The sequence below is a fragment of the Mycobacterium sp. SM1 genome (genome assembly GCF_018361265.1).
Lineage (GTDB): Bacteria > Actinomycetota > Actinomycetes > Mycobacteriales > Mycobacteriaceae > Mycobacterium.
In genome coordinates, this window is the sequence record NZ_JAFLNH010000003.1 from 500,161 (window position 1) to 521,576 (window position 21,416).

Consider the following 21,416-nt stretch of genomic DNA (forward strand, 5'->3'; position numbering starts at 1 on the left):
CTCCTCGTCGCGCCGCGGCGCATCATCGGCGGCGGCCATGACGACCAGCGCGCTGCCCACCCACGTCAAGGCGCAGGTATTGGCGGAGGCGCTGCCTTGGCTCAAGCAGCTGCACGGCAAAATCGTCGTCATCAAATACGGCGGCAACGCGATGACCGACGACACCCTGAAACGCGCGTTCGCCGCCGACATGGCTTTCCTGCGTAACTGCGGCATCCACCCCGTGGTGGTGCACGGCGGGGGCCCGCAGATCAGCGCCATGCTGGAGCGGCTCGGCGTCGCCGGCGACTTCAAGGGCGGCTTCCGGGTCACCACACCCGAAGTGCTCGACATCGCGCGGATGGTGCTCTTCGGTCAGGTGGGGCGGGAATTGGTCAACCTGATCAACGCGCACGGCCCCTACGCCGTCGGCATCACCGGCGAGGACGCGCAACTGTTCACCGCGGTGCGCCGCAGCGTCACCGTCGACGGCGTCGCCACCGACCTCGGCCTGGTCGGCGACGTCGCCAAGGTCAACACCCCAGCGGTGCTCGACCTCATCGCGGCACGGCGCATCCCGGTGGTTTCCACGCTGGCGCCCGACACCGAGGGTGTGGTGCACAACATCAACGCCGATACCGCCGCGGCGGCCCTGGCAGAAGCACTGGAGGCCGAAAAGCTGTTGATACTCACCGATGTCGAGGGGCTGTACACGCAATGGCCGGACCGGGATTCGCTGGTCAGCGAAATCGGCAGCACGGCCCTGGCGCAGCTGTTGCCCACCCTGCGGGCGGGGATGGCCCCCAAGGTGGAAGCGTGCCTGCGCGCGGTGACCGGCGGGGTGCCCAGCGCGCACCTGATCGATGGGCGCGTCGAACATTGCGTTCTGGTCGAGCTGTTCACCGATGCGGGCACCGGCACCAAGGTGGTGAGCGCGTGACCCACACGGAGGTTATGCGGCGGCGCTGGGCGGCGGTGATGATGAACGCCTACGGCACCCCGCCGGTGGCCCTCGCCAGCGGTGAAGGCGCGGTGGTCACCGACGTGGATGGCAAGTCCTACCTGGATCTGCTCGGCGGCATCGCGGTCAATGTCCTGGGCCACTGCCACCCCGCCGTCATCGAGGCGGTCACCCGCCAGCTGTCCAGGCTGTGCCACACCTCTAACCTGTATGCCACCGAACCGGCAATCGCGCTGGCCGAGGAGCTGGTCGGCCTGCTGGGCGCCCAAACACCGGCAAGGGTGTTTTTCTGCAACTCCGGCACCGAGGCCGTCGAGCTGGCGTTCAAACTGTCCCGGCTCACCGGTCGTACCAAACTTGTTGCCGCACAGGATGCTTTCCACGGCCGGACGATGGGCTCGCTGGCGCTGACCGGGCAGCCGGCCAAGCAGGCGCCGTTCGCGCCGCTGCCCGGCGAGGTCGCCCACGTTCCCTACGGCGACAGCGATGCGCTGGCGGCCGCGGTCCGCGATGACACCGCCGCGGTGTTTTTGGAACCGATCATGGGGGAGTGCGGTGTCGTCGTCCCGCCCGACGGCTATCTGGCCGCCGCCCGCGACATCACCGCCCGCCACGGCGCGCTGCTGGTGCTCGACGAGGTGCAGACCGGAATGGGCCGCACCGGTGCCTTTTTCGCCCACCAGCACGAGGGCATCACCCCGGATGTGGTGACCCTGGCCAAGGGACTCGGCGGCGGCCTGCCGATCGGGGCGTGTCTGGCCGTTGGGCCCGCCGCCGACCTGCTCACCCCGGGCCTGCACGGCAGCACCTTCGGGGGCAATCCGATCTGCGCCGCCGCGGCGCTGGCGGTGCTGCGGGTGCTGGCCGCCGACGACCTGGTGCGCCGCGCCGACACGCTCGGAAAGTGGTTGCGCCACCGCATCGAATCACTGGGCCACCCGCTGGTCGACCAGGTTCGCGGGCGCGGGTTGTTGTGTGGCGTGGTGCTGACGGCGCCGAAAGCCAAAGAGGTGGAAACCGCGGCCCGGGCCGCGGGCTTCCTGGTCAACGCGGCTACGCCCCAGGTCATCCGGCTGGCGCCGCCGCTGATCATCACCGAAGGCCAGATCGGCGCCTTCGTCGCCGCCCTGCCGGGCATCCTGGACGGTGCGGAGGGCACGGACAGTGCGGAGGGCCCGGGATGACGCGGCATTTTCTGCGTGATGACGACCTGTCGCCGGGAGAGCAAACCGAAATCCTCGAGCTGGCCGCCGAACTCAAGAAGGCTCCGTGGAGCCGGCGTCCCCTGGAAGGTCCCCGCGGGGTCGCGGTGATCTTCGACAAGCACTCCACGCGCACCCGCTTCTCCTTCGAGCTGGGTGTCGCGCAGCTCGGCGGGCACGCCGTTGTCGTCGATAGCCGCAGCACCCAGCTAGAGCGCGCCGAGACGTTAGCGGACACCGCACGTGCGTTGTCGCGTTACGTCGACGCGATCGTCTGGCGAACCTTCGCGCAGGAGCGGCTGACCGCCATGGCGGCCGCCGCGACGGTGCCGGTGGTCAATGCGCTCTCCGACGCGTTTCATCCCTGCCAGGTGCTCGCCGACCTGCAGACCATCGCCGAGCGCAAGGGCCGGCTTCGTGGCGTGCGAATGTCCTATTTCGGTGACGGCGCCAACAACATGGCCCACTCGTTGCTGCTCGGCGGTGTCACCGCGGGCCTGCACGTCACCATCGCCGCACCTGCCGGCTTCGCCCCCGACCCGTCGGTGGTGATCGCCGCCCAAAAACGCGCCGCCGCCACCGGCGGGTCGGTGAGGGTGACCGACGACCCGCGGGCGGCCGCGACCGGGGCCGATGTCCTGGTGACCGACACCTGGACGTCGATGGGCCAGGAGGCCGACGGGCTAAACCGGGTGGCGCCCTTTCGGCCGTTTCAGCTCAACGCCGGGCTGCTGGCGTTGGCTGACCCGGAAGCCATCGTGCTGCATTGTCTTCCGGCACACCGTGGCCACGAGATCACCGACGAGGTGCTGGACGGACCGCGCAGCGCGGTGTGGGACGAGGCCGAAAATCGGCTGCATGCGCAAAAGGCGTTGCTGGTATGGCTGCTGGAGGGATCGCGATGACACGCTCGAAGACATCGCCGGAAATCACCCGTGCCGGGCGGCAGGCCCGCATCGTGGAGATCCTGTCGTCGGCCTCGGTGCGCAGCCAGACCGAGCTGGCGGCGCTGCTGGCCGACGAGGGCATCGAGGTTACCCAGGCCACGCTGTCACGGGATCTGGAAGAACTCGGCGCGGTGAAGCTGCGTGGCGCCGACGGCGGAGTCGGGGTCTACGTCGTTCCCGAGGACGGCAGCCCGGTGCGCGGGGTGTCCGGCGGCACCGCCCGGCTGGCCCGGCTGCTGGGTGAGCTGCTGGTTGGCAGCGACGCCAGCGGAAACCTCGCGGTGCTGCGCACCCCGCCCGGGGCCGCCGACTATCTGGCCAGCGCGATCGACCGGGCGGCGTTGCCGTACGTGGTGGGCACCATCGCCGGCGACGACACCGTCTTCGTGGCGGCCCGCGAACCGATGACCGGGGCCGAACTCGTCGCTGTTCTCGAAAAACTCAAGTAGCACAAGGAGTTTGATTCATGTCCGAGCGGGTCATCCTGGCATATTCCGGTGGTCTGGACACCTCTGTGGCGATCAGCTGGATCGGCAAGGAGACCGGCAGGGAGGTCGTCGCCGTCGCGATCGACCTTGGCCAGGGCGAGGACATGGAAGTCGTGCGCCGCCGCGCCCTGGATTGCGGCGCGGTGGAGGCGATCGTCATCGACGCGCGCGAGGAGTTCGCCAATGACTACTGCGTGCCCACCATCATGGCCAACGGGCTGTATATGGACCGCTACCCGCTGGTGTCGGCGATCAGCCGGCCGCTGATCGTCAAGCACCTGGTGGCCGCCGCCCGGGAGCACGGCGGGAGCATCGTCGCCCACGGCTGCACCGGGAAAGGCAATGACCAGGTCCGCTTCGAAGTGGGATTCGCCTCGCTGGCACCGGATTTGCAGGTGCTTGCACCGGTCCGCGACTACGCCTGGACCCGCGAGAAGGCGATCGCGTTCGCCGAGGAGAACGCGATCCCCATCAATGTCACCAAACGCTCCCCGTTCTCGATAGACCAGAACGTGTGGGGGCGCGCGGTGGAAACCGGTTTCCTGGAACACCTGTGGAACGCGCCCACCAAGGACGTCTACGCCTATACCGAAGACCCCACCGTGAACTGGAGCACACCCGACGAGGTGGTTGTCGGCTTCGAGCGCGGTGTCCCGGTGTCGATCGACGGCCGGGCGGTGTCGGTGCTGGGCGCCATCGAGGAGCTCAACCGCCGTGCCGGCGCTCAGGGGATCGGGCGCCTGGATGTCGTCGAAGACCGGCTGGTGGGCATAAAGAGCCGCGAAATCTATGAGGCGCCGGGGGCAATGGTGCTCATCACCGCGCACACCGAGCTCGAGCACGTCACCCTGGAGCGCGAGCTGCGGCGTTTCAAACGGTTGACCGATCAGCGCTGGGCCGAGCTGGTGTACGACGGCTTATGGTATTCGCCGCTGAAGAACGCCCTGGAGTGCTTCGTCGCCAACACCCAAGAGCACGTCTCCGGCGAGGTGCGCATGGTGTTGCACGGCGGGCACATCGCGGTCAACGGCCGCCGCAGTGCGCAGTCGTTGTATGACGTCCACCTGGCCACCTACGACGAGGGCGACACGTTCGACCAGTCGGCCGCGCGCGGGTTCGTCCACATTTACGGGTTGTCGACCAGCCTGGCGGCCCGCAGGGACCTGCGGGCCAAGGAATCGGCCGGCGAGCAGACATGAGCACCCACCCGGGAACGCTGTGGGGCGGGCGGTTCAGCGAAGGCCCCGCCGACGCCCTGGTGGCGTTGAGCCGGTCAACCCACTTCGACTGGGTGCTGGCGCCATACGACATCACCGCCTCGAAAGCGCACACCCGGGTGCTGTACCGGGCGGGGCTGCTCACCGAGGGGCAGCGCGACCGGCTGCTGGCGGGTTTGGACGGCCTGGCGCATGACGTCGCCGACGGCAGCTTTACGCCGCTGCCCACCGACGAGGACGTGCACGCCGCGCTGGAGCGCGGACTGATCGAACGAGTCGGGCCGGATCTGGGCGGGCGGCTGCGGGCCGGTAGATCACGCAACGACCAGGTGGTCACCCTGTTCCGGATGTGGCTGCGCGACGGCGCGCGCCGGGTCGCCGCCGGGGTGCTCGACGTCGTCGACGCGCTGTCTACCCAGGCGGCCGCCCACCGAAGCGCGATCATGCCCGGCAAGACGCACCTGCAGTCCGCGCAGCCAATTTTGCTGGCACACCATTTGCTCGCACACGCCCACGCGCTGTTGCGCGATGTCGAGCGGATCGTCGATCTGGACAAGCGCACCGCGATATCCCCGTACGGCTCGGGCGCATTGGCCGGCTCGTCGCTGGGACTCGACCCCGACGCGATCGCCGAAGAGCTGGGTTTTTCAGCGGCGGCGGATAATTCGGTCGATGCGACCTCGGCACGGGATTTCGCGGCCGAAGCCGCATTTGTGCTCGCCATGATCGCAGTCGACCTATCGCGTCTCGGTGAGGACATCGTCATTTGGAGTTCAACGGAATTCGGCTACGTCGCGCTGCACGACTCATGGTCGACCGGCAGCTCGATCATGCCGCAAAAGAAAAACCCCGACATCGCCGAGCTGGCCCGGGGTAAGGCAGGGCGGCTGATCGGCAATCTCGCCGGGCTGATGGCCACCCTGAAAGCCCAGCCGCTGGCCTATAACCGGGATCTGCAGGAAGACAAGGAGCCGGTGTTCGACTCGGTGGCCCAACTCGAGCTGCTGCTGCCGGCGATGGCGGGCCTGGTGCGCAGCCTGACGTTCAACATCGAGCGGATGGCGGAATTGGCCCCGGCCGGTTACACTTTGGCTACCGATATTGCTGAATGGCTGGTGCGCCAAGGAATTCCGTTTCGAGAGGCGCACGAGGCGGCGGGCGCGGCGGTGCGCGCCGCGGAGCGGCGCGGGGCCGGACTGGATGAGTTGACCGATGAGGAGTTGCAGGCCATCCATCCGCGCCTCACCGGCAAGGTCCGCGAGGTGCTGACCCCGCAGGGCTCGGTATGCGCACGGAGCGCTCGCGGCGGCACCGCACCGGCCCGGGTCGCCAAGCAACTCGACGCGGTCCGCGCGACGGCGAGGCGGCTGCGGCAGCGGTTGCGCCGCTAGCCGGCTCACCGCGGGCGCGCTCGCGGCCCACCGGGCGCAAACCGCGAAAGCAGCAAGGGCGACAGCCCCGGTGTGCCATGATGTGCACCCTGTGGGCCTGCCTGAAACCGCAGTACTTTTGTAGGGGAGCACCGGGTGGAATTGAAGGTTTCGGCGATCACGCGACCGCTCGAGCGCCTGATGGCCACAGCGCAGAACGGTCTTGAAGTGCTGCGCCTGGGAGGCCTGGAGACCGGCGCCGCCCCGTCACCCTTCCAGATCGTCGAGGCCGTCCCGATGTACAAGCTGCGCCGGTATTTCCCGCCGGACAGCCGGCCGGGGCAGCCGTCGGCGGGCCCGCCCGTGTTGATGGTGCACCCGATGATGATGTCCGCCGACATGTGGGATGTCAGCCGGGCGAGCGGCGCAGTGAGCATCCTGCACGCGGCGGGACTGGATGCCTGGGTCATCGACTTCGGCTCCCCGGACAAGGTCGAGGGCGGCATGCGGCGCAACCTGGCCGACCACATCGTCGCGCTCAGCCAGGCCGTCGACACGGTGAAGGACGTCACCGGTCACGAGGTGCACCTGGTTGGGTATTCCCAGGGCGGAATGTTCTGCTATCAAGCGGCGGCGTACCGGCGCTCCAAAAGCATTGCCAGCATCGTGACGTTCGGTTCCCCGGTCGACACCCTGGCCGCATTGCCGCTGGGGATCCCACCCAACTTGGCCGCCGCTGGCGCCAACTTCATGGCCGATCACGTCTTCAGCCGAGTGGCGATCCCAAGCTGGTTGGCACGCATGGGATTTCATATGCGCGATCCGCTCAAGACGGCGAAAGCTCGGCTCGATTTCCTGCGCCAGCTCCATGACCGCGACGCGCTGTTGCCGCGCGAGCAGCAGCGCCGATTCCTCGAATCCGAAGGCTGGATCGCATGGTCGGGCCCGGCCATCTCCGAGCTGCTCAAACAGTTCGTCGTGCATAACCGGATGATGACCGGCGGTTTCGCGATCAGGGGGCAGCTGGTCACGCTGACCGACATCACCTGCCCGGTGCTGGCATTCGTTGGCGAGGTCGACGACATCGGGCAACCGGCCTCGGTGCGCGGCATCCGGCGGGCCGCGCCGAATGCCGAGGTCTACGAATGCACGGTCCGATCAGGTCATTTCGGTCTGGTCGTCGGATCCAAGGCGGCGCAGCAGAGCTGGCCGACGGTGGCCGAGTGGGTGCTGTGGCTCGCCGGGCAGGGAGACAAGCCGGCGGCCATCGCGCCCATGGTCGAGCAGCCGGCCGAACACACCGACACCGGTGTCACGTTCGGCAATCGCGTGCTGCACGGGGTGGGAGAGGCATCGGAGATGGCGCTGGCGCTGGCTCGCGGCGCGGCCGACACCGTGGTCGCGGCCAACAAATCGGCGCGCGCCCTGGCCGTGGAGACCATCCGCACGCTCCCTCGGCTGGCCCGGCTGGGACAGATCAACGACCACACCCGGATCTCGCTGGGCAGGGTCATCGCCGAGCAGGCCCACGACGCGCCGCGGGGCGAATTCCTCTTGTTCGACGGACGCATGCACACCTACGAGGCGGTGAACCGGCGAATCGACAACGTCGTGCGCGGCCTCATCGCCGTCGGGGTGCGCCAGGGCGAGCACGTGGGTGTGCTGATGGAGACGCGCCCCAGCGCGCTGGTCGCGATCGCCGCGCTGTCCCGCCTCGGCGCGGTCGCCGTGCTGATGCGCCCCGACGCCGACCTGGCCGCCGCGGCCCGGATCGGGGGGGTGTCCGAGATCATCACCGACCCGCCCAATCTCGACACCGCACGCCAATTGCCCGGCCGGGTCCTGATCCTGGGCGGTGGCGAGTCGCGGGATTTGCACCTGCCCCAGGACGCCGACGTCATCGACATGGAAAAGGTCGACCCGCACACCGTCGAGCTGCCCGCGTGGTACCGGCCCAACCCGGGGCTGGCGCGCGATCTGGCATTCATCGGGTTCACGGTGGCCGGGGGGGAGCTGGTCGCCAAGCAGATCACCAACTACCGCTGGGCGTTGTCGGCCTTCGGGACCGCCTCGACGGCGGCCTTGGGCCGGGGCGACACCGTGTACTGTCTGACGGCGCTGCACCACGAGTCGGGGCTGCTGGTCAGCCTCGGCGGCGCGGTTGCCGGGGGGGCCCGCATCGCGCTGTCGCGCGGGCTACACCCGGAGCGGTTTGTCGCGGAGATACGCCAATACGGGGTCTCGGTGGTGTCTTACACGTGGGCGATGCTGCGCGATGTCATCGATGACCGGCGGTTCGAGCTGCGCGGGCATCACCCGGTGCGGCTGTTCATCGGCTCGGGCATGCCAACCGGCTTGTGGCGGCGGGTCGATGAGGTCTTCGCGCCCGCTCGTGTCGTGGAATTCTTCGCCACCACCGACGGGCAGGCGGTGCTGGCCAATGTGTCCGGAGCCAAAATCGGGAGCAAGGGCCGTCCCCTGCCCGGCGCGAGCCGGGTCGAGCTCGGTGCCTACGACGCCGAGCGTGACCTGATCCTCGAGGACGCGCGGGGGTTCGTGCAGGTTGCGGACGTTAACCAGGTGGGGGTGCTGCTGGCTTCGCCGCGCGGACCGATCGACCCCACGGCCTCGATCAAACGCGGCGTCTTCGCGCCGGCGGACACCTGGATCTCCACCGAGTACCTGTTCCGGCGCGACGAGGACGGCGACTACTGGTTGCTGGGCCGGCGCGCCGCGGTGATCCGCTCCACGCGCGGCACCGTCTACCCCGAGGCGGTCAATGACGCGCTCGGCCTGGTCAATGGGGTAGATCTCGCGGTGACCTACCCGGTGCCGGTGCGCGACCGAGAGGTGGCGGTCTCGGCCGTGACGCTGCGACCGGGTGCCAGCATCACCGCGGCCGACCTGACCGAGGCCGCGGCGGGCCTACCGGTCGGGCTCGGCCCCGATATCGTGCACGTCGTGCCGGCGATGACCCTAAGCGCCAACTACCGCCCGACCGTCAGCGCCCTGCGAGCGGCCGGCATTCCCGCCGCGGGCCGGCTCGCCTGGTATTTCGAGCCCGCCGCCAAGCAGTTCCGGCGGTTGACACCAGCGGTACGGGCCCAACTGTGCGGGGCGCGCTGACGAGACGACAAGGTGGTGCCATGATCGACGAAACGCTGTTGAGCATCCTGGTCTGCCCCCTCGACCGGGGCCCGCTGCTGCTGGTCGATGAGATGCTGTACAACCCACGGCTGCGACGGGCCTACCGGATCGAAGACGGCATCCCGGTGCTGCTGATCGACGAGGCGCGTGAGGTCGACGAGGAGGAGCATGCCCGCCTTATGGCGCGCGCACGGCCGGCAGATCCCCGGTGAGATATCGTTGCAGGTTCGGCGCGATCGTCTGCGCGATCTGTTGCGCCGGAAGCGACTTGAACGGCTCCAATCCCAGGATATGGCGGGCTATGACCACGCCCACCAGCTGCGACGCGACAAACTGGATGCGGATGACTCCGCTGCCCGCGGGATTGTCGACGCGAGGTCCCACCTCGGCTGCGATCAGCTCTTGGATGAACGAGCGGACCAGGCCCACCTGCGACCCGGCCAGGACGGACCGCAGCGCGGCAATGATCCCCGCCCCTATGTCGGAGTCCCACAGCGGCAACAACAGCGACGGCAGCTGGTAGCCCAGTTCCTCCACCGGCACTTCGCGTAGCGGCCCGATAATCTCCATCGGGTCGATCGGGATGCGGATTGCCGCGCCGAACAATTGCTGTTTGGTGCCGTAGTAGTGGTGCACCAGTGCGGAGTCCACACCGGCCGCCGCGGCCACCGCCCTAATCGATGTCTTGTCAATCCCATTACGCGCGAACAACTCCCGTGCGCTAGCCAGGATCCGTTCCCGGGTGTCAGATGCTCCTGGTGGACGCCCGGGCCGCCGGCGTTGTGGTGCTGCGGTCAATTCAGGGCGTCCGGCGTCGCAGGGTTGCCGCCGCCAGGCACAGCGCCGCGATGGCGAAGCCCAGCACGACGATGAGATCGCGTAGCGCAATGCCGGTCAGCTCGGCGTGCGCAGCGACTTGCTGCAGCGCTTCCAGCGCGTAGCTTGCGGGCAAGATGTTGCTGATCCACTGCAGCCAGGTCGCCATCAGCGCCCGCGGGACGATGATCCCGGCCAGTAGCAGCTGCGGCGCCAACACCAACGGGATGAACTGCACGGCCTGAAACTCCGTGCGGGCGAACGCGCTACACAACAGTCCCAGACCGACACCGAGCACCGCGTTGATGACGGCGATGACGAACACCCACACCGGGCTGCCGGCGGTGGTGAACCCGAGAAACCGGAACGCCACGATGCAGGCCAGCGTGGCCTGAACCGCGGCGGCGATCGAAAACGCGGTGCCATAAGCGATCAGCAGGTCGAGCCGGCGCAGCGGGGTGGTCAAGATCCGCTCCAGCGTTCCCGAGGACCGTTCGCGTTGCATCGTTATCGACGTGATGATGAACATCACGAAAAGCGGGAAAAGGCCCAGCAGGATCAGGCACGCGTTATTGAACGGCGACGGCGTGCCGGGGCGAGGCGGGGCATTTTCGAACATGAAGTACATCAGCGTCAGCACCACGACCGGCACCAGCAGGATCATGGCGACGCTGCGGCGATCGGCCGCCAGCTGGCGCAGGATCCGCGCCGTGGTGGCCGTGTAGCCCTGCAGCGTCAGCCGGCGGCGGGCGCGGTGCGCCGGATGATGGATAAAAACGCCGCCTCCAGTGACGCACATCCGGTGTCCTTTCTTAGTTGGCTCGGGGTGGTGTGGGCGATCAATTGACCGTCACGCATCAGCAGTAGGTCACCGCAGTGGTCGGCCTCGTCCATCACGTGGCTGGAGACCAGCAGCGTGACGCCGGCCCGTGCCAGCGCGGCGAACTTTGCCCAGAGGTCGGCGCGCAGCACCGGGTCGACGCCGATGGTCGGCTCGTCGAGCACCAGAACGTCCGGATGACAGACCAGGGCGCAGGCCAACGAGACCCGGGCGCGCTGCCCTCCCGACAAGTCAGCGCAGTAGGCGGTGCGTTGGTCCTGCAGGTCGACCTCGTTGATCGCCTCTTCGGCGACCCGCCCAGCCATGCCGTACAGCGACGCGAAGTAGCGGACGTTGTCGATTACCCGCAGGTCGTTGTAGATGGTCGGGTCTTGGGGCAGGTAGCCGACGCGCCGGCGCAACGCGGCCGAGCCGGCGGGGTGGCCGAGGACGGTGACCGAGCCCGAGGCAACGATCTGCGTTCCGACGATGCAGCGCATCAGGGTGGTCTTGCCGCAGCCCGACGGCCCCAGCAGCCCGGTGATGGTGCCACGCCCGATGCGGACCGAGACATCGAGCAGGGCTGGACGTTTACCGCGAATGACGCGCAGATGGTCGATGACGACAGCCGCTCTGACACCGTTGCGACCTAATTCATCATACGATGAAGTCATTATACGATGAATATGTGCCCTTGGTGCCCGGATGTCAAGGGTCGTGGGCAGAATCGGTCCGGTGAGCGCTGAGCAACTTGCGGTGGACCCGCTGGCGGCCGCCCAACGCTTACTCGGCGCCACCCTGATCGGACGGGGGGTCAGCCTCACAATCCTGGAAGTCGAAGCGTATGGCGGGGTTCCCGACGGCCCGTGGCCGGACGCGGCGGCGCACTCGTACCGCGGCCTCAACGGCCGCAACGCGGTGATGTTCGGACCCGCCGGGCGCCTTTACACCTACCGTAGCCACGGGATTCATGTGTGCGCCAACGTGTCCTGCGGCCCCGCCGGGATTGCGGCAGCCGTGCTGCTGCGGGCCGGGGCGATCGTGAGCGGCATCGATACCGCCCGGGCTCGGCGCGGCCAGTCGGTCCGCACCGCCGCGCTGGCACGTGGGCCCGGCAACCTGTGTTGTGCGCTGGGAATCACCATGGCCGATAACGGGGTTGATTTGTTCGATCCTGACAGCCCGGTGCGGCTGAGGCTGGGCCAAACCCTTGCCGCTGTGTGTGGTCCTCGCGTTGGCATCAGCGTTGCCGCCGACCGGGCCTGGCGATTTTGGGTGCCAGGCCGACCGGAGGTGTCGGCGTATCGGCGCAGCCCGCGAGCGCCGGCGCCCGGGGCCAGCGACTGACCCGAATCGCCGCCAGCGCTGTGGTCGCATGCGGGACGACCCGGATGATCCTGGAGAATCTGCGTCATGGGTGCGACGATCCTCGACGAGCTGGGCTGGCGCGGGCTGATTGCGCAGTCCACCGATCTTGACGCGTTGGCCGCCGAGGTAGCGCATGGACCGATCACCGTCTATGCCGGCTTCGATCCCACCGCGCCCAGCCTGCACGCCGGACATCTGGTGCCGCTGCTGGCGCTGCGGCGCTTTCAACGCGCCGGCCATCGCCCGATCGTGCTTGCCGGCGGCGCGACCGGTTTGATCGGCGACCCGCGGGATACCGCCGAACGAACCCTGACTGCCGCCGATACCGTGCGCGAGTGGACCGAGCGGATTCGCGCGCAGTTGGAGCGGTTCGTCGTCTTCGACGATTCACCGACGGGCGCGATCATCGAGAACAACGACGAGTGGACGCGCGGGATGTCGGTCATCGAGTTTTTGCGCGACGTGGGAAAGCACTTCTCGGTCAACGTGATGCTGGATCGGGACACCATCCGGCGACGGCTGAGTGGGGAGGGAATCTCCTACACCGAGTTCAGCTACCTGCTGCTGCAGGCCAACGACTACGTCGAATTGCACCGCCGCTACGGGTGCACGCTGCAGATCGGTGGCTCGGATCAGTGGGGCAACATCATCGCCGGGGTACGTCTGGTCCGGCAGAAGCTGGGTGCGACGGTGCATGCCCTGACGGTTCCGCTGGTGACGGCTGCCGACGGCACCAAGTTCGGCAAATCCACCGGTGGTGGCAACTTGTGGCTGGATCCGGAGATGACCAGCCCCTACGCCTGGTACCAGTATTTCATCAACACCGCCGACGCCGATGTCATCCGCTACCTGCGCTGGTTCACCTTCTTGTCGGCCGAGGAGCTGGCCGAGCTGGAGCAGGCGACGGCTAGCCGCCCACAGGATCGCGCCGCGCAACGCCGGCTGGCGCGCGAGCTCACCGTGCTGGTCCATGGTGAGGCCGCGACGGCCGCGGTCGAGCACGCCAGTCGAGCCCTCTTTGGCCATGGCGAATTAGCCCGCATCGACGAGGCAACCCTCGCGGCCGCCTTGCGGGAGACGCCGCTCGCCGAGCTGAAACCCGGCGGCCCGGACTCTATCGTGGACCTGTTGGTCGCTACCGGGCTGGCAGCCAGCAAGGGGGCGGCCCGGCGCACGATCGCGGAGGGCGGGGTGTCGGTCAACAACACCCGAATCGACAGCGACGAGTGGGTGCCGCAGCGCTCCGACTTCCTGCACGGACGGTGGTTGGTGCTGCGCCGCGGTAAGCGGAATATTGCCGGTGTCCAGCGGGTTGGGTAATCTGGATTACGCGAAAGACAGCACCTACCAGGTTGTTTGACTCTGTGTAAGGCGCAGCGTAACTTGGTGGAGTCGTCGCGAGCCGGCTCATCCGCCGCGGCGGCGTCACCTGAGAGAAATCCCACTACGGTGGGTCCGTCACCGCCCGCACTACCGTCCGCGGCAGAGCGCCGCGGCTGGTTGCGCGGCCGGGGTGGGTGTTGTTTGAGAACTCAATAGTGTGTTGATGGTGTTGTTTGTTGTTGTTTTTGCCGCATCCTGATGGCCCCGTGTTGGGGTGTGGTGTTTTTGTCGGGATTTCTCCTGATCAGTACCTCGTATTTGGCTTCCTTGTGTAAAGGGAGTGGGGTTTTGTGTGGAGAGTTTGATCCTGGCTCAGGACGAACGCTGGCGGCGTGCTTAACACATGCAAGTCGAACGGAAAGGCCTTTTCGGAGGCACTCGAGTGGCGAACGGGTGAGTAACACGTGGGTGACCTGCCCCGCACTTTGGGATAAGCCCGGGAAACTGGGTCTAATACCGGATAGGACCATGGCATGCATGTGCTGTGGTGGAAAGCGCGAGGTAGCGGTGTGGGATGGGCCCGCGGCCTATCAGCTTGTTGGTGGGGTGATGGCCTACCAAGGCGACGACGGGTAGCCGGCCTGAGAGGGTGTCCGGCCACACTGGGACTGAGATACGGCCCAGACTCCTACGGGAGGCAGCAGTGGGGAATATTGCACAATGGGCGCAAGCCTGATGCAGCGACGCCGCGTGGGGGATGACGGCCTTCGGGTTGTAAACCTCTTTCAGCCTCGACGAAGCCGCGGGGTGTCCCGTGGTGACGGTAGGGGCAGAAGAAGCACCGGCCAACTACGTGCCAGCAGCCGCGGTAATACGTAGGGTGCAAGCGTTGTCCGGAATTACTGGGCGTAAAGAGCTCGTAGGCGGTCTGTCGCGTTGTTCGTGGAATTCCACAGCTTAACTGTGGGCGTGCGGGCGATACGGGCAGACTGGAGTGCTGCAGGGGAGACTGGAATTCCTGGTGTAGCGGTGGAATGCGCAGATATCAGGAGGAACACCGGTGGCGAAGGCGGGTCTCTGGGCAGTAACTGACGCTGAGGAGCGAAAGCGTGGGGAGCGAACAGGATTAGATACCCTGGTAGTCCACGCCGTAAACGGTGGGTACTAGGTGTGGGTTCTTTCCTGAAGGATCCGTGCCGTAGCTAACGCATTAAGTACCCCGCCTGGGGAGTACGGCCGCAAGGCTAAAACTCAAAGGAATTGACGGGGGCCCGCACAAGCGGCGGAGCATGTGGATTAATTCGATGCAACGCGAAGAACCTTACCTGGGTTTGACATGCGCAGGACGGCGCTAGAGATAGCGCTTCCCTTGTGGCCTGTGTGCAGGTGGTGCATGGCTGTCGTCAGCTCGTGTCGTGAGATGTTGGGTTAAGTCCCGCAACGAGCGCAACCCTCGTCCCATGTTGCCAGCACGTGATGGTGGGGACTCATGGGAGACTGCCGGGGTCAACTCGGAGGAAGGTGGGGATGACGTCAAGTCATCATGCCCCTTATGCCCAGGGCTTCACACATGCTACAATGGCCGGTACAAAGGGTGGCGATGCCGTAAGGCTCAGCGAATCCTTTAAAGCCGGTCTCAGTTCGGATCGGGGTCTGCAACTCGACCCCGTGAAGTCGGAGTCGCTAGTAATCGCAGATCAGCAATGCTGCGGTGAATACGTTCCCGGGCCTTGTACACACCGCCCGTCACGTCATGAAAGTCGGTAACACCCGAAGCCGCTGGCCTAACCCCGGTTGGGGAGGGAGGCGTCGAAGGTGGGATCGGCGATTGGGACGAAGTCGTAACAAGGTAGCCGTACCGGAAGGTGCGGCTGGATCACCTCCTTTCTAAGGAGCGCCGCCCGGCCCCCCTGGGGGGCCGGGAAGCACCCGGTGCGCTGGGGGGCGCCGGGGCGGATGCGCGACAAGCACGTGAGCCGCTGCGGGGCGTGGCGGGCTTACCCATCGGCACACTGTTGGGTTTTGAGGCAACACCCGCCGGTGTTGTCGCCTCACCGTGGTGGTGGGGTGTGGTGTTTGATAGCTGGATAGTGGTTGCGAGCATCTATAAGGCGCGAAAGCGTGTTTTGTGCCTTGGTGTTGTGTGTGAATGTAAGTGTGTAAGGGCACATGGTGGATGCCTTGGCATTGGGAGCCGATGAAGGACGTGGGAGGCTGCGATAAGCCTCGGGGAGCTGTCAACCGAGCAGGGATCCGAGGATGTCCGAATGGGGTAACCCGGCACGAGTGATGTCGTGTCACCCGCATCTGAATCTATAGGGTGCGGGGGGAAACGCGGGGAAGTGAAACATCTCAGTACCCGCAGGAAAAGAAAACAACAGGTGATTCCGTCAGTAGTGGCGAGCGAACGCGGAGGAGGCTAAACCGTGCGCATGTGATACCCGGCGGGGGTTGTGCGCGCGGTGTTGTGGGGCGTTGTCCGTCTCGGGTCCGCCGGCCCGGGCGGGAGTGAAAAACCGTGGTGTTAGCCGAAGTGGCCTGGGATGGCCCGCCGTAGACGGTGAGAGCCCGGTAGGCGAAAACATCACGGCTTCCGAGGAGGCGTTCCCGAGTAGCAGCGGGCCCGTGGAATCCGCTGCGAATCGGCCGGGACCACCCGGTAAGCCTAAATACTTCCCAATGACCGATAGCGGACAAGTACCGTGAGGGAATGGTGAAAAGCACCCCGGGAGGGGAGTGAAAAAGTACCTGAAACCGTGTGCCTACAATCCGTCAAAGCCCACAGTCCGCCCGCAAGGGTCAGGACGGGTGATGGCGTGCCTTTTGAAGAATGAGCCTGCGAGTCACCGACATGTCGCGAGGTTAACCCGGGTGGGGAAGCCGCAGCGAAAGCGAGTCTAAACAGGGCGTATCACGCGTAGGCGTGTGCAGTGGCATGTCGTGGACCCGAAGCGGGGTGATCTACCCATGGCCAGGGTGAAGCGCGGGTAAGACCGCGTGAAGGCCCGAACCCACTTAGGTTGAAGACTGAGGGGATGAGCTGTGGGTAGGGGTGAAAGGCCAATCAAACTCCGTGATAGCTGGTTCTCCCCGAAATGCATTTAGGTGCAGCGTCGCGTGGTTCACCGCGGAGGTAGAGCTACTGGATGGCCGATGGGCCCGACCAGGTTACTGACGTCAGCCAAACTCCGAATGCCGCGGTGTCAAGCGTGGCAGTAAGACGGCGAGGGATAAGCTTCGCGCGTCGAAAGGGAAACAGCCCAGATCGCCGGCTAAGGCCCCCAAGCGTGTGCTAAGTGGGAAAGGATGTGTGATCGCAAAGACAACCAGGAGGTTGGCTTAGAAGCAGCCACCCTTGAAAGAGTGCGTAATAGCTCACTGGTCAAGTGATTGCGCGCCGATAATGTAGCGGGGCTCAAGCACACCGCCGAAGCCGCGGCAGACCCACGCGTTACGCGTGGGTCTGGGTAGGGGAGCGTCCCCTGACCGGGGAAGCACAGGAGTGATCGTGTGTGAAGGTCAGGGGAGTGCGAATGCAGGCATGAGTAGCGATAAGGCAAGTGAGAACCTTGCCCGCCGAAAGACCAAGGGTTCCTGGGCCAGGCCAGTCCGCCCAGGGTGAGTCGGGACCTAAGGCGAGGCCGACAGGCGTAGTCGATGGACAACGGGTTGATATTCCCGTACCCGTGTGCGCGCGCCCATACCGAATCAGATCCGCTAACCACCCAAACGGTGGCTCACCGGCGCCTTTCGGGGCGCTGGGGGCCGCCCGCTGCGTGGGACCCGCTCTGCTAGTAGGTAAGCGATGGGGTGACGCAGCAAGGTAGCCGTACCAGTCAGTGGTAACACTGGGGTAAACCCGCGGGGAGGCGCCCAGGCAAATCCGGGCGCCAGCACTCCCGAGAGGTGATGCATAGCCGTCGAGGCGAATTCGGTGACCCTCTACTGCCAAGAAAAGCCTCTAGCGAGCGCACACACGGCCCGTACCCCAAACCGACACAGGTGGTCAGGTAGAGAATACCAAGGCGTGCGAGTCAACTATGGTTAAGGAACTCGGCAAAATGCCCCCGTAACCTCGGGAGAAGGGGGACCCCACACCGTGAACCCACCCGCTGGGGGCAGCGGCAGGGGGTGGCACAAACCAGGGAGAAGCGACTGTTTACTAAAAACACAGGTCCGTGCGAAGTCGCAAGACGAGGTATACGGACTGACGCCTGCCCGGTGCTGGAAGGTTAAGAGGACCCGTCAACCCCCCTCGGGGGGTGAAGCGGAGAATTCAAGCCCCAGTAAACGGCGGTGGTAACTATAACCATCCTAAGGTAGCGAAATTCCTTGTCGGGTAAGTTCCGACCTGCACGAATGGCGTAACGACTTCTCCACTGTCTCAACCATAGACTCGGCGAAATTGCACTACGAGTAAAGATGCTCGTTACGCGCGGCAGGACGAAAAGACCCCGGGACCTTTACTACAACTTGGTATTGGCGTTCGATACGGTTTGTGTAGGATAGGTGGGAGACTGTGAAGCACAAACGCCAGTTTGTGTGGAGTCGTCGTTGAAATACCACTCTGATCGTATTGGGCATCTAACCTCGAACCCTGGCATCGGGTTCAGGGACAGTGCCTGGCGGGTAGTTTAACTGGGGCGGTTGCCTCCCAAAACGTAACGGAGGCGCCCAAAGGTTCCCTCAACCTGGACGGCAATCAGGTGGCGAGTGCAAGTGCACAAGGGAGCTTGACTGCAAGACCCACACGTCAAGCAGGGACGAAAGTCGGGACTAGTGATCCGGCACCCCCGAGTGGAAGGGGTGTCGCTCAACGGATAAAAGGTACCCCGGGGATAACAGGCTGATCTTCCCCAAGAGTCCATATCGACGGGATGGTTTGGCACCTCGATGTCGGCTCGTCGCATCCTGGGGCTGGAGCAGGTCCCAAGGGTTGGGCTGTTCGCCCATTAAAGCGGCACGCGAGCTGGGTTTAGAACGTCGTGAGACAGTTCGGTCTCTATCCGCCGCGCGCGTTAGAAGCCTGAGGAAACCTGTCCCTAGTACGAGAGGACCGGGACGGACGAACCTCTGGTGCACCAGTTGTCCCGCCAGGGGCACCGCTGGATAGCCACGTTCGGCAAGGATAACCGCTGAAAGCATCTAAGCGGGAAACCCCCTCCAAGACCAGGCTTCTCACCCACACAGGGATAAGGCCCCCCGCAGACCACGGGATCAATAGACCAGACCTGCACACCCCGCAAGGGGCTTAGGGAACTGGCACTAACCGGCCGAAAACTTACCCACACACACCCAACCACACCAGCACAACCCACACCCCACCACACACCCACCACACCACCACAACAAAAAGAAAAGAACACAAAAAGTTACGGCGGTCCATAGCGGCTGGGAAACGCCCGGACCCATCCCGAACCCGGAAGCTAAGCCAGCCAGCGCCGATGATACTACCCAGCACGGGTGGAAAAGTAGGACACCGCCGAACACCCCACAACACCCCCCACCCCACACACGGCGTGCGGGGGTGTTTTCATCGGCATTGCGGGATCAATTAATCAGTGCGAGTTATTGCGAGGCTCGCCGAAGGCGAGCCGGTGTTCTTTACGGCGGCCGGAGCAATTTCGCGCAATTTCGGCGCAATTACCTACCGGCGGGGATCTCCGCGGCGGCCTTGCTTATCCGCCGGGGGTCGGCGCGCCCGTATCCTGTGCCTAGGGGGATGACGGCGAGGCAGGAGGCGATCGGCACGAGTGGGCGATAACACGCATCGCGGTCGTGGTCGGCGGCGATCGCCGCCCGAATCGCGGGCCGCGTCAAAGGCTGCGTCAAAGGCGGAGTGCCGATTATCCGGGGAAAGTGGTCCCGGCCATGCCCGCCCCGTCCGGGCGCCACACCGCGCACCTAGCAATGAGCCACCCGGATGCGAGGTGCCCCCCATACCGCCCGACGTCGAGGCGAGGCAGCTGGCACCCGAGATCCGCCGTGAGCTAAACACCTTGGACCGCACCACCGCCGACCTCGTGGCTCGTCACCTGGTTGCTGCGGGAGAGCTGATCGACGATGATCCCCAAGGCGCCCTGGGCCATGCGCGCGCCGCCCGGGCCCGGTCCGGGAGGATCGCGGCGGTCCGCGAAGCCGTGGGTATCGCGGCCTACCGCTGCGGCGAGTGGGCGCAGGCGCTTGCCGAATTGCGCGCTGCGCGCCGGCTGGGCAGCAAGTCTGCGTTGCTTGCGCTGATTGCCGATTGCGAACGCGCCCTGGGGCGCCCGGAGCGGGCACTCGAGCTGGCCCGGGGAGCTGAGGCGGCCCGGCTCAGCGGCGACGACGCCGACGAGTTGCGCATCGTGGCCGCCGGGGCTCGCAGCGATCTCGGTCAGCTTGAGCAGGCCCTGACCGTGTTATCCACGCCGCAACTCGATCCGGGTCGCGCCGGCGCAACCGCGGCGCGGCTGTTTTATGCCTACGCTGACACGCTGTTGGCGCTGGGCCGCACGGATGAGGCGTTGCAGTGGTTTTTACGCTCCGCCGCCGCGGATGTCGACGGCGTCACCGACGCCGAAGATCGGGTCAACGAGCTGGGCTGACATGAAAACGCTGGCCCAGCAGCATGACTGCTTGCTGATTGATCTGGACGGGACGGTGTATTGCGGCCATCAGGCCATCGACGGCTCGGTGGAGTCGCTGACCCAGGTGCAAAGCCGCACCCTGTTCATCACCAACAACGCTTCTCGCGGTGCCGGGGAAGTCGCCGCGCACCTGCGGGATCTGGGCTTCGCGGCTGCCGGAACCGATGTCGTCACCAGCGCCCAAAGCGCCGCTCATTTGCTGGCCGAGCAGCTGCCATCCGGTTCACCGGTGCTGATCGTCGGCACCGAGTCGCTGGCCGCTGAAATCGCCGCGGCGGGAATGCGTCCGGTACGGCGATGGCACGACCGGCCCGTCGCCGTGGTCCAGGGGCACTCCACCACCACCGGCTGGCGCGATCTCGCCGAGGCCGCGCTGGCCATCCGAGCGGGCGTCTTGTGGGTGGCGGCCAACGTCGACCCCACCCTGCCCTCCGAACGCGGCTTGGTGCCGGGTAATGGAGCCATGGTCGCGGCACTGCGCGCGGCTACCGGCGCCGAGCCCCAGGTCGCCGGCAAGCCGTCGCCGCGGTTGATGGCAGACGCCGTGGCCCGGGGTGATTACCGCACGCCCCTGGTGGTCGGCGATCGACTGGATACCGATATCGCCGGCGCGAACGCGGCGCACCTGCCCAGCCTCATGGTGCTCACCGGGGTGCACACCGTGCGCGACGCGGTGTATGCCCCGCCCACGCACCGGCCCACCTACATCGGCCGGGACCTGAGGGCGCTGCACCAGGACGCGGACCTGCTCGCGGTGGGGCCGCAACCAGCCTGGCGGGTGTGGCTACGGGATGGCCTGGCCGTGGTCAGTGCGAACGGCGACGAGCGGGCCGGCGACGGCTTGTCGATCGTTCGTGCGGTCGCCAGCGCGATCTGGCGCGCCGGGTGCGCCGAGCGGCTCACCATCACGCCCGGCGACGATCGGGCCCGCGACGCCCTGCAGCACTGGTCGCTGCTCGGCATCGACTAGCGTAAGAGGCGCAATGCGTGTGGAACCCGACCAGATTCGTGCCCAGATCGCCGCGGTGCTCGCCAAGTTGCCGGACCTCGGTGACGCCGAAGGCGCTGATCTCGAAGAGATCGTGCGCCGCCTTTCAGCGGCGCACGACGTGCTGGTGCAGGCCCTGGAGTCGGCGGAGAAGGGCTGAG

General features: G+C 66.2%; 16 protein-coding genes and 3 rRNA genes. 16 read left to right on the forward strand and 3 right to left on the reverse strand.

What is annotated here, in order from left to right; genetic code table 11:
- Positions 1 to 37: 37 nt before the first annotated feature.
- From argB to MSM1_RS15390, 8 genes are all read left to right on the forward strand, one after another.
- Entirely contained in the window at positions 38 to 919 is an 882-nt protein-coding gene (gene argB / locus MSM1_RS15355; protein WP_213443916.1) for an acetylglutamate kinase, read from the forward strand.
- Entirely contained in the window at positions 916 to 2,124 is a 1,209-nt protein-coding gene (locus MSM1_RS15360; RefSeq protein WP_307857406.1) for an acetylornithine transaminase, read from the forward strand. The genes argB and MSM1_RS15360 overlap by 4 nt, the downstream gene beginning before the upstream one ends.
- Positions 2,121 to 3,047 (forward strand): ornithine carbamoyltransferase, encoded by a 927-nt coding sequence (argF, locus tag MSM1_RS15365; RefSeq protein ID WP_213443922.1) that lies wholly within the window; start codon positions 2,121 to 2,123, stop codon positions 3,045 to 3,047. The genes MSM1_RS15360 and argF overlap by 4 nt, the downstream gene beginning before the upstream one ends.
- Positions 3,044 to 3,538 carry an arginine repressor gene (locus MSM1_RS15370; RefSeq protein WP_213443928.1) on the forward strand — a complete coding sequence of 165 codons (495 nt, stop codon included), beginning with the start codon at positions 3,044 to 3,046 and terminating at the stop codon, positions 3,536 to 3,538. Before argF ends, MSM1_RS15370 begins: the two co-directional genes overlap by 4 nt.
- A gap of 17 nt (positions 3,539 to 3,555) precedes the next feature.
- Positions 3,556 to 4,776, forward strand: a complete 1,221-nt coding sequence (locus MSM1_RS15375; RefSeq protein ID WP_213443933.1) for an argininosuccinate synthase — start codon at positions 3,556 to 3,558, stop codon at positions 4,774 to 4,776.
- A complete protein-coding gene (gene argH / locus MSM1_RS15380) occupies positions 4,773 to 6,185 on the forward strand; it encodes an argininosuccinate lyase (protein ID WP_213443938.1) in 1,413 nt (470 codons plus the stop codon). The genes MSM1_RS15375 and argH overlap by 4 nt, the downstream gene beginning before the upstream one ends.
- Positions 6,186 to 6,320: 135 nt before the next feature.
- A complete protein-coding gene (locus MSM1_RS15385) occupies positions 6,321 to 9,290 on the forward strand; it encodes an acyl-CoA synthetase (RefSeq protein ID WP_213443942.1) in 2,970 nt (989 codons plus the stop codon).
- Between the two features lie 20 nt (positions 9,291 to 9,310).
- On the forward strand, positions 9,311 to 9,523 hold the full coding sequence (locus MSM1_RS15390; protein WP_213443948.1) for a Trm112 family protein: 213 nt from the start codon (positions 9,311 to 9,313) through the stop codon (positions 9,521 to 9,523).
- Here the strand turns inward: MSM1_RS15390 and MSM1_RS15395 are convergent.
- Genes MSM1_RS15395 through MSM1_RS15405 form a run of 3 tightly spaced genes read right to left on the reverse strand, consistent with a single transcriptional unit; the run spans position 9,489 to position 11,624 of the window.
- Positions 9,489 to 10,109, reverse strand: coding sequence for a TetR/AcrR family transcriptional regulator (locus MSM1_RS15395; protein WP_213443953.1), 621 nt, complete (start codon positions 10,107 to 10,109; stop codon positions 9,489 to 9,491). The two genes, MSM1_RS15390 and MSM1_RS15395, sit on opposite strands and share 35 nt — an antisense overlap.
- A 1-nt stretch (position 10,110) precedes the next feature.
- Entirely contained in the window at positions 10,111 to 10,926 is an 816-nt protein-coding gene (locus tag MSM1_RS15400) for an ABC transporter permease (RefSeq protein WP_213443959.1), read from the reverse strand.
- Complete coding sequence (locus MSM1_RS15405; RefSeq protein WP_213444519.1) at positions 10,863 to 11,624, reverse strand: ABC transporter ATP-binding protein; 762 nt, start codon at positions 11,622 to 11,624, stop codon at positions 10,863 to 10,865. Before MSM1_RS15405 ends, MSM1_RS15400 begins: the two co-directional genes overlap by 64 nt.
- Before the next feature lie 58 nt (positions 11,625 to 11,682).
- On the opposite strand from MSM1_RS15405, the gene MSM1_RS15410 reads away from it, so the two are divergent.
- The 8 genes from MSM1_RS15410 (at position 11,683) to MSM1_RS15445 (ending at position 21,415) form a co-directional block, all read left to right on the forward strand.
- Positions 11,683 to 12,294, forward strand: coding sequence for a DNA-3-methyladenine glycosylase (locus tag MSM1_RS15410; protein ID WP_213443964.1), 612 nt, complete (start codon positions 11,683 to 11,685; stop codon positions 12,292 to 12,294).
- Positions 12,295 to 12,360: 66 nt separating this feature from the next.
- Positions 12,361 to 13,635 carry a tyrosine--tRNA ligase gene (gene tyrS / locus MSM1_RS15415; protein WP_213443969.1) on the forward strand — a complete coding sequence of 425 codons (1,275 nt, stop codon included), beginning with the start codon at positions 12,361 to 12,363 and terminating at the stop codon, positions 13,633 to 13,635.
- Positions 13,636 to 13,987: 352 nt separating this feature from the next.
- Positions 13,988 to 15,525 (forward strand): 16S ribosomal RNA (locus MSM1_RS15420).
- Positions 15,526 to 15,787: 262 nt separating this feature from the next.
- A 23S ribosomal RNA gene (locus MSM1_RS15425) occupies positions 15,788 to 18,927 on the forward strand.
- A gap of 84 nt (positions 18,928 to 19,011) precedes the next feature.
- Positions 19,012 to 19,126: ribosomal RNA gene (rrf, locus tag MSM1_RS15430) — 5S ribosomal RNA — on the forward strand.
- The 16S, 23S and 5S rRNA genes sit together here, the layout of an rRNA operon.
- Positions 19,127 to 19,391: 265 nt before the next feature.
- On the forward strand, positions 19,392 to 20,225 hold the full coding sequence (locus MSM1_RS15435) for a tetratricopeptide repeat protein (RefSeq protein WP_213443973.1): 834 nt from the start codon (positions 19,392 to 19,394) through the stop codon (positions 20,223 to 20,225).
- A gap of 1 nt (position 20,226) precedes the next feature.
- Entirely contained in the window at positions 20,227 to 21,237 is a 1,011-nt protein-coding gene (locus MSM1_RS15440) for an HAD hydrolase-like protein (protein WP_213443976.1), read from the forward strand.
- Between the two features lie 13 nt (positions 21,238 to 21,250).
- Positions 21,251 to 21,415: a hypothetical protein gene (locus MSM1_RS15445; protein WP_213443978.1), complete on the forward strand. Its 165-nt coding sequence runs from the start codon at positions 21,251 to 21,253 to the stop codon at positions 21,413 to 21,415.
- Position 21,416: the final 1 nt, after the last annotated feature.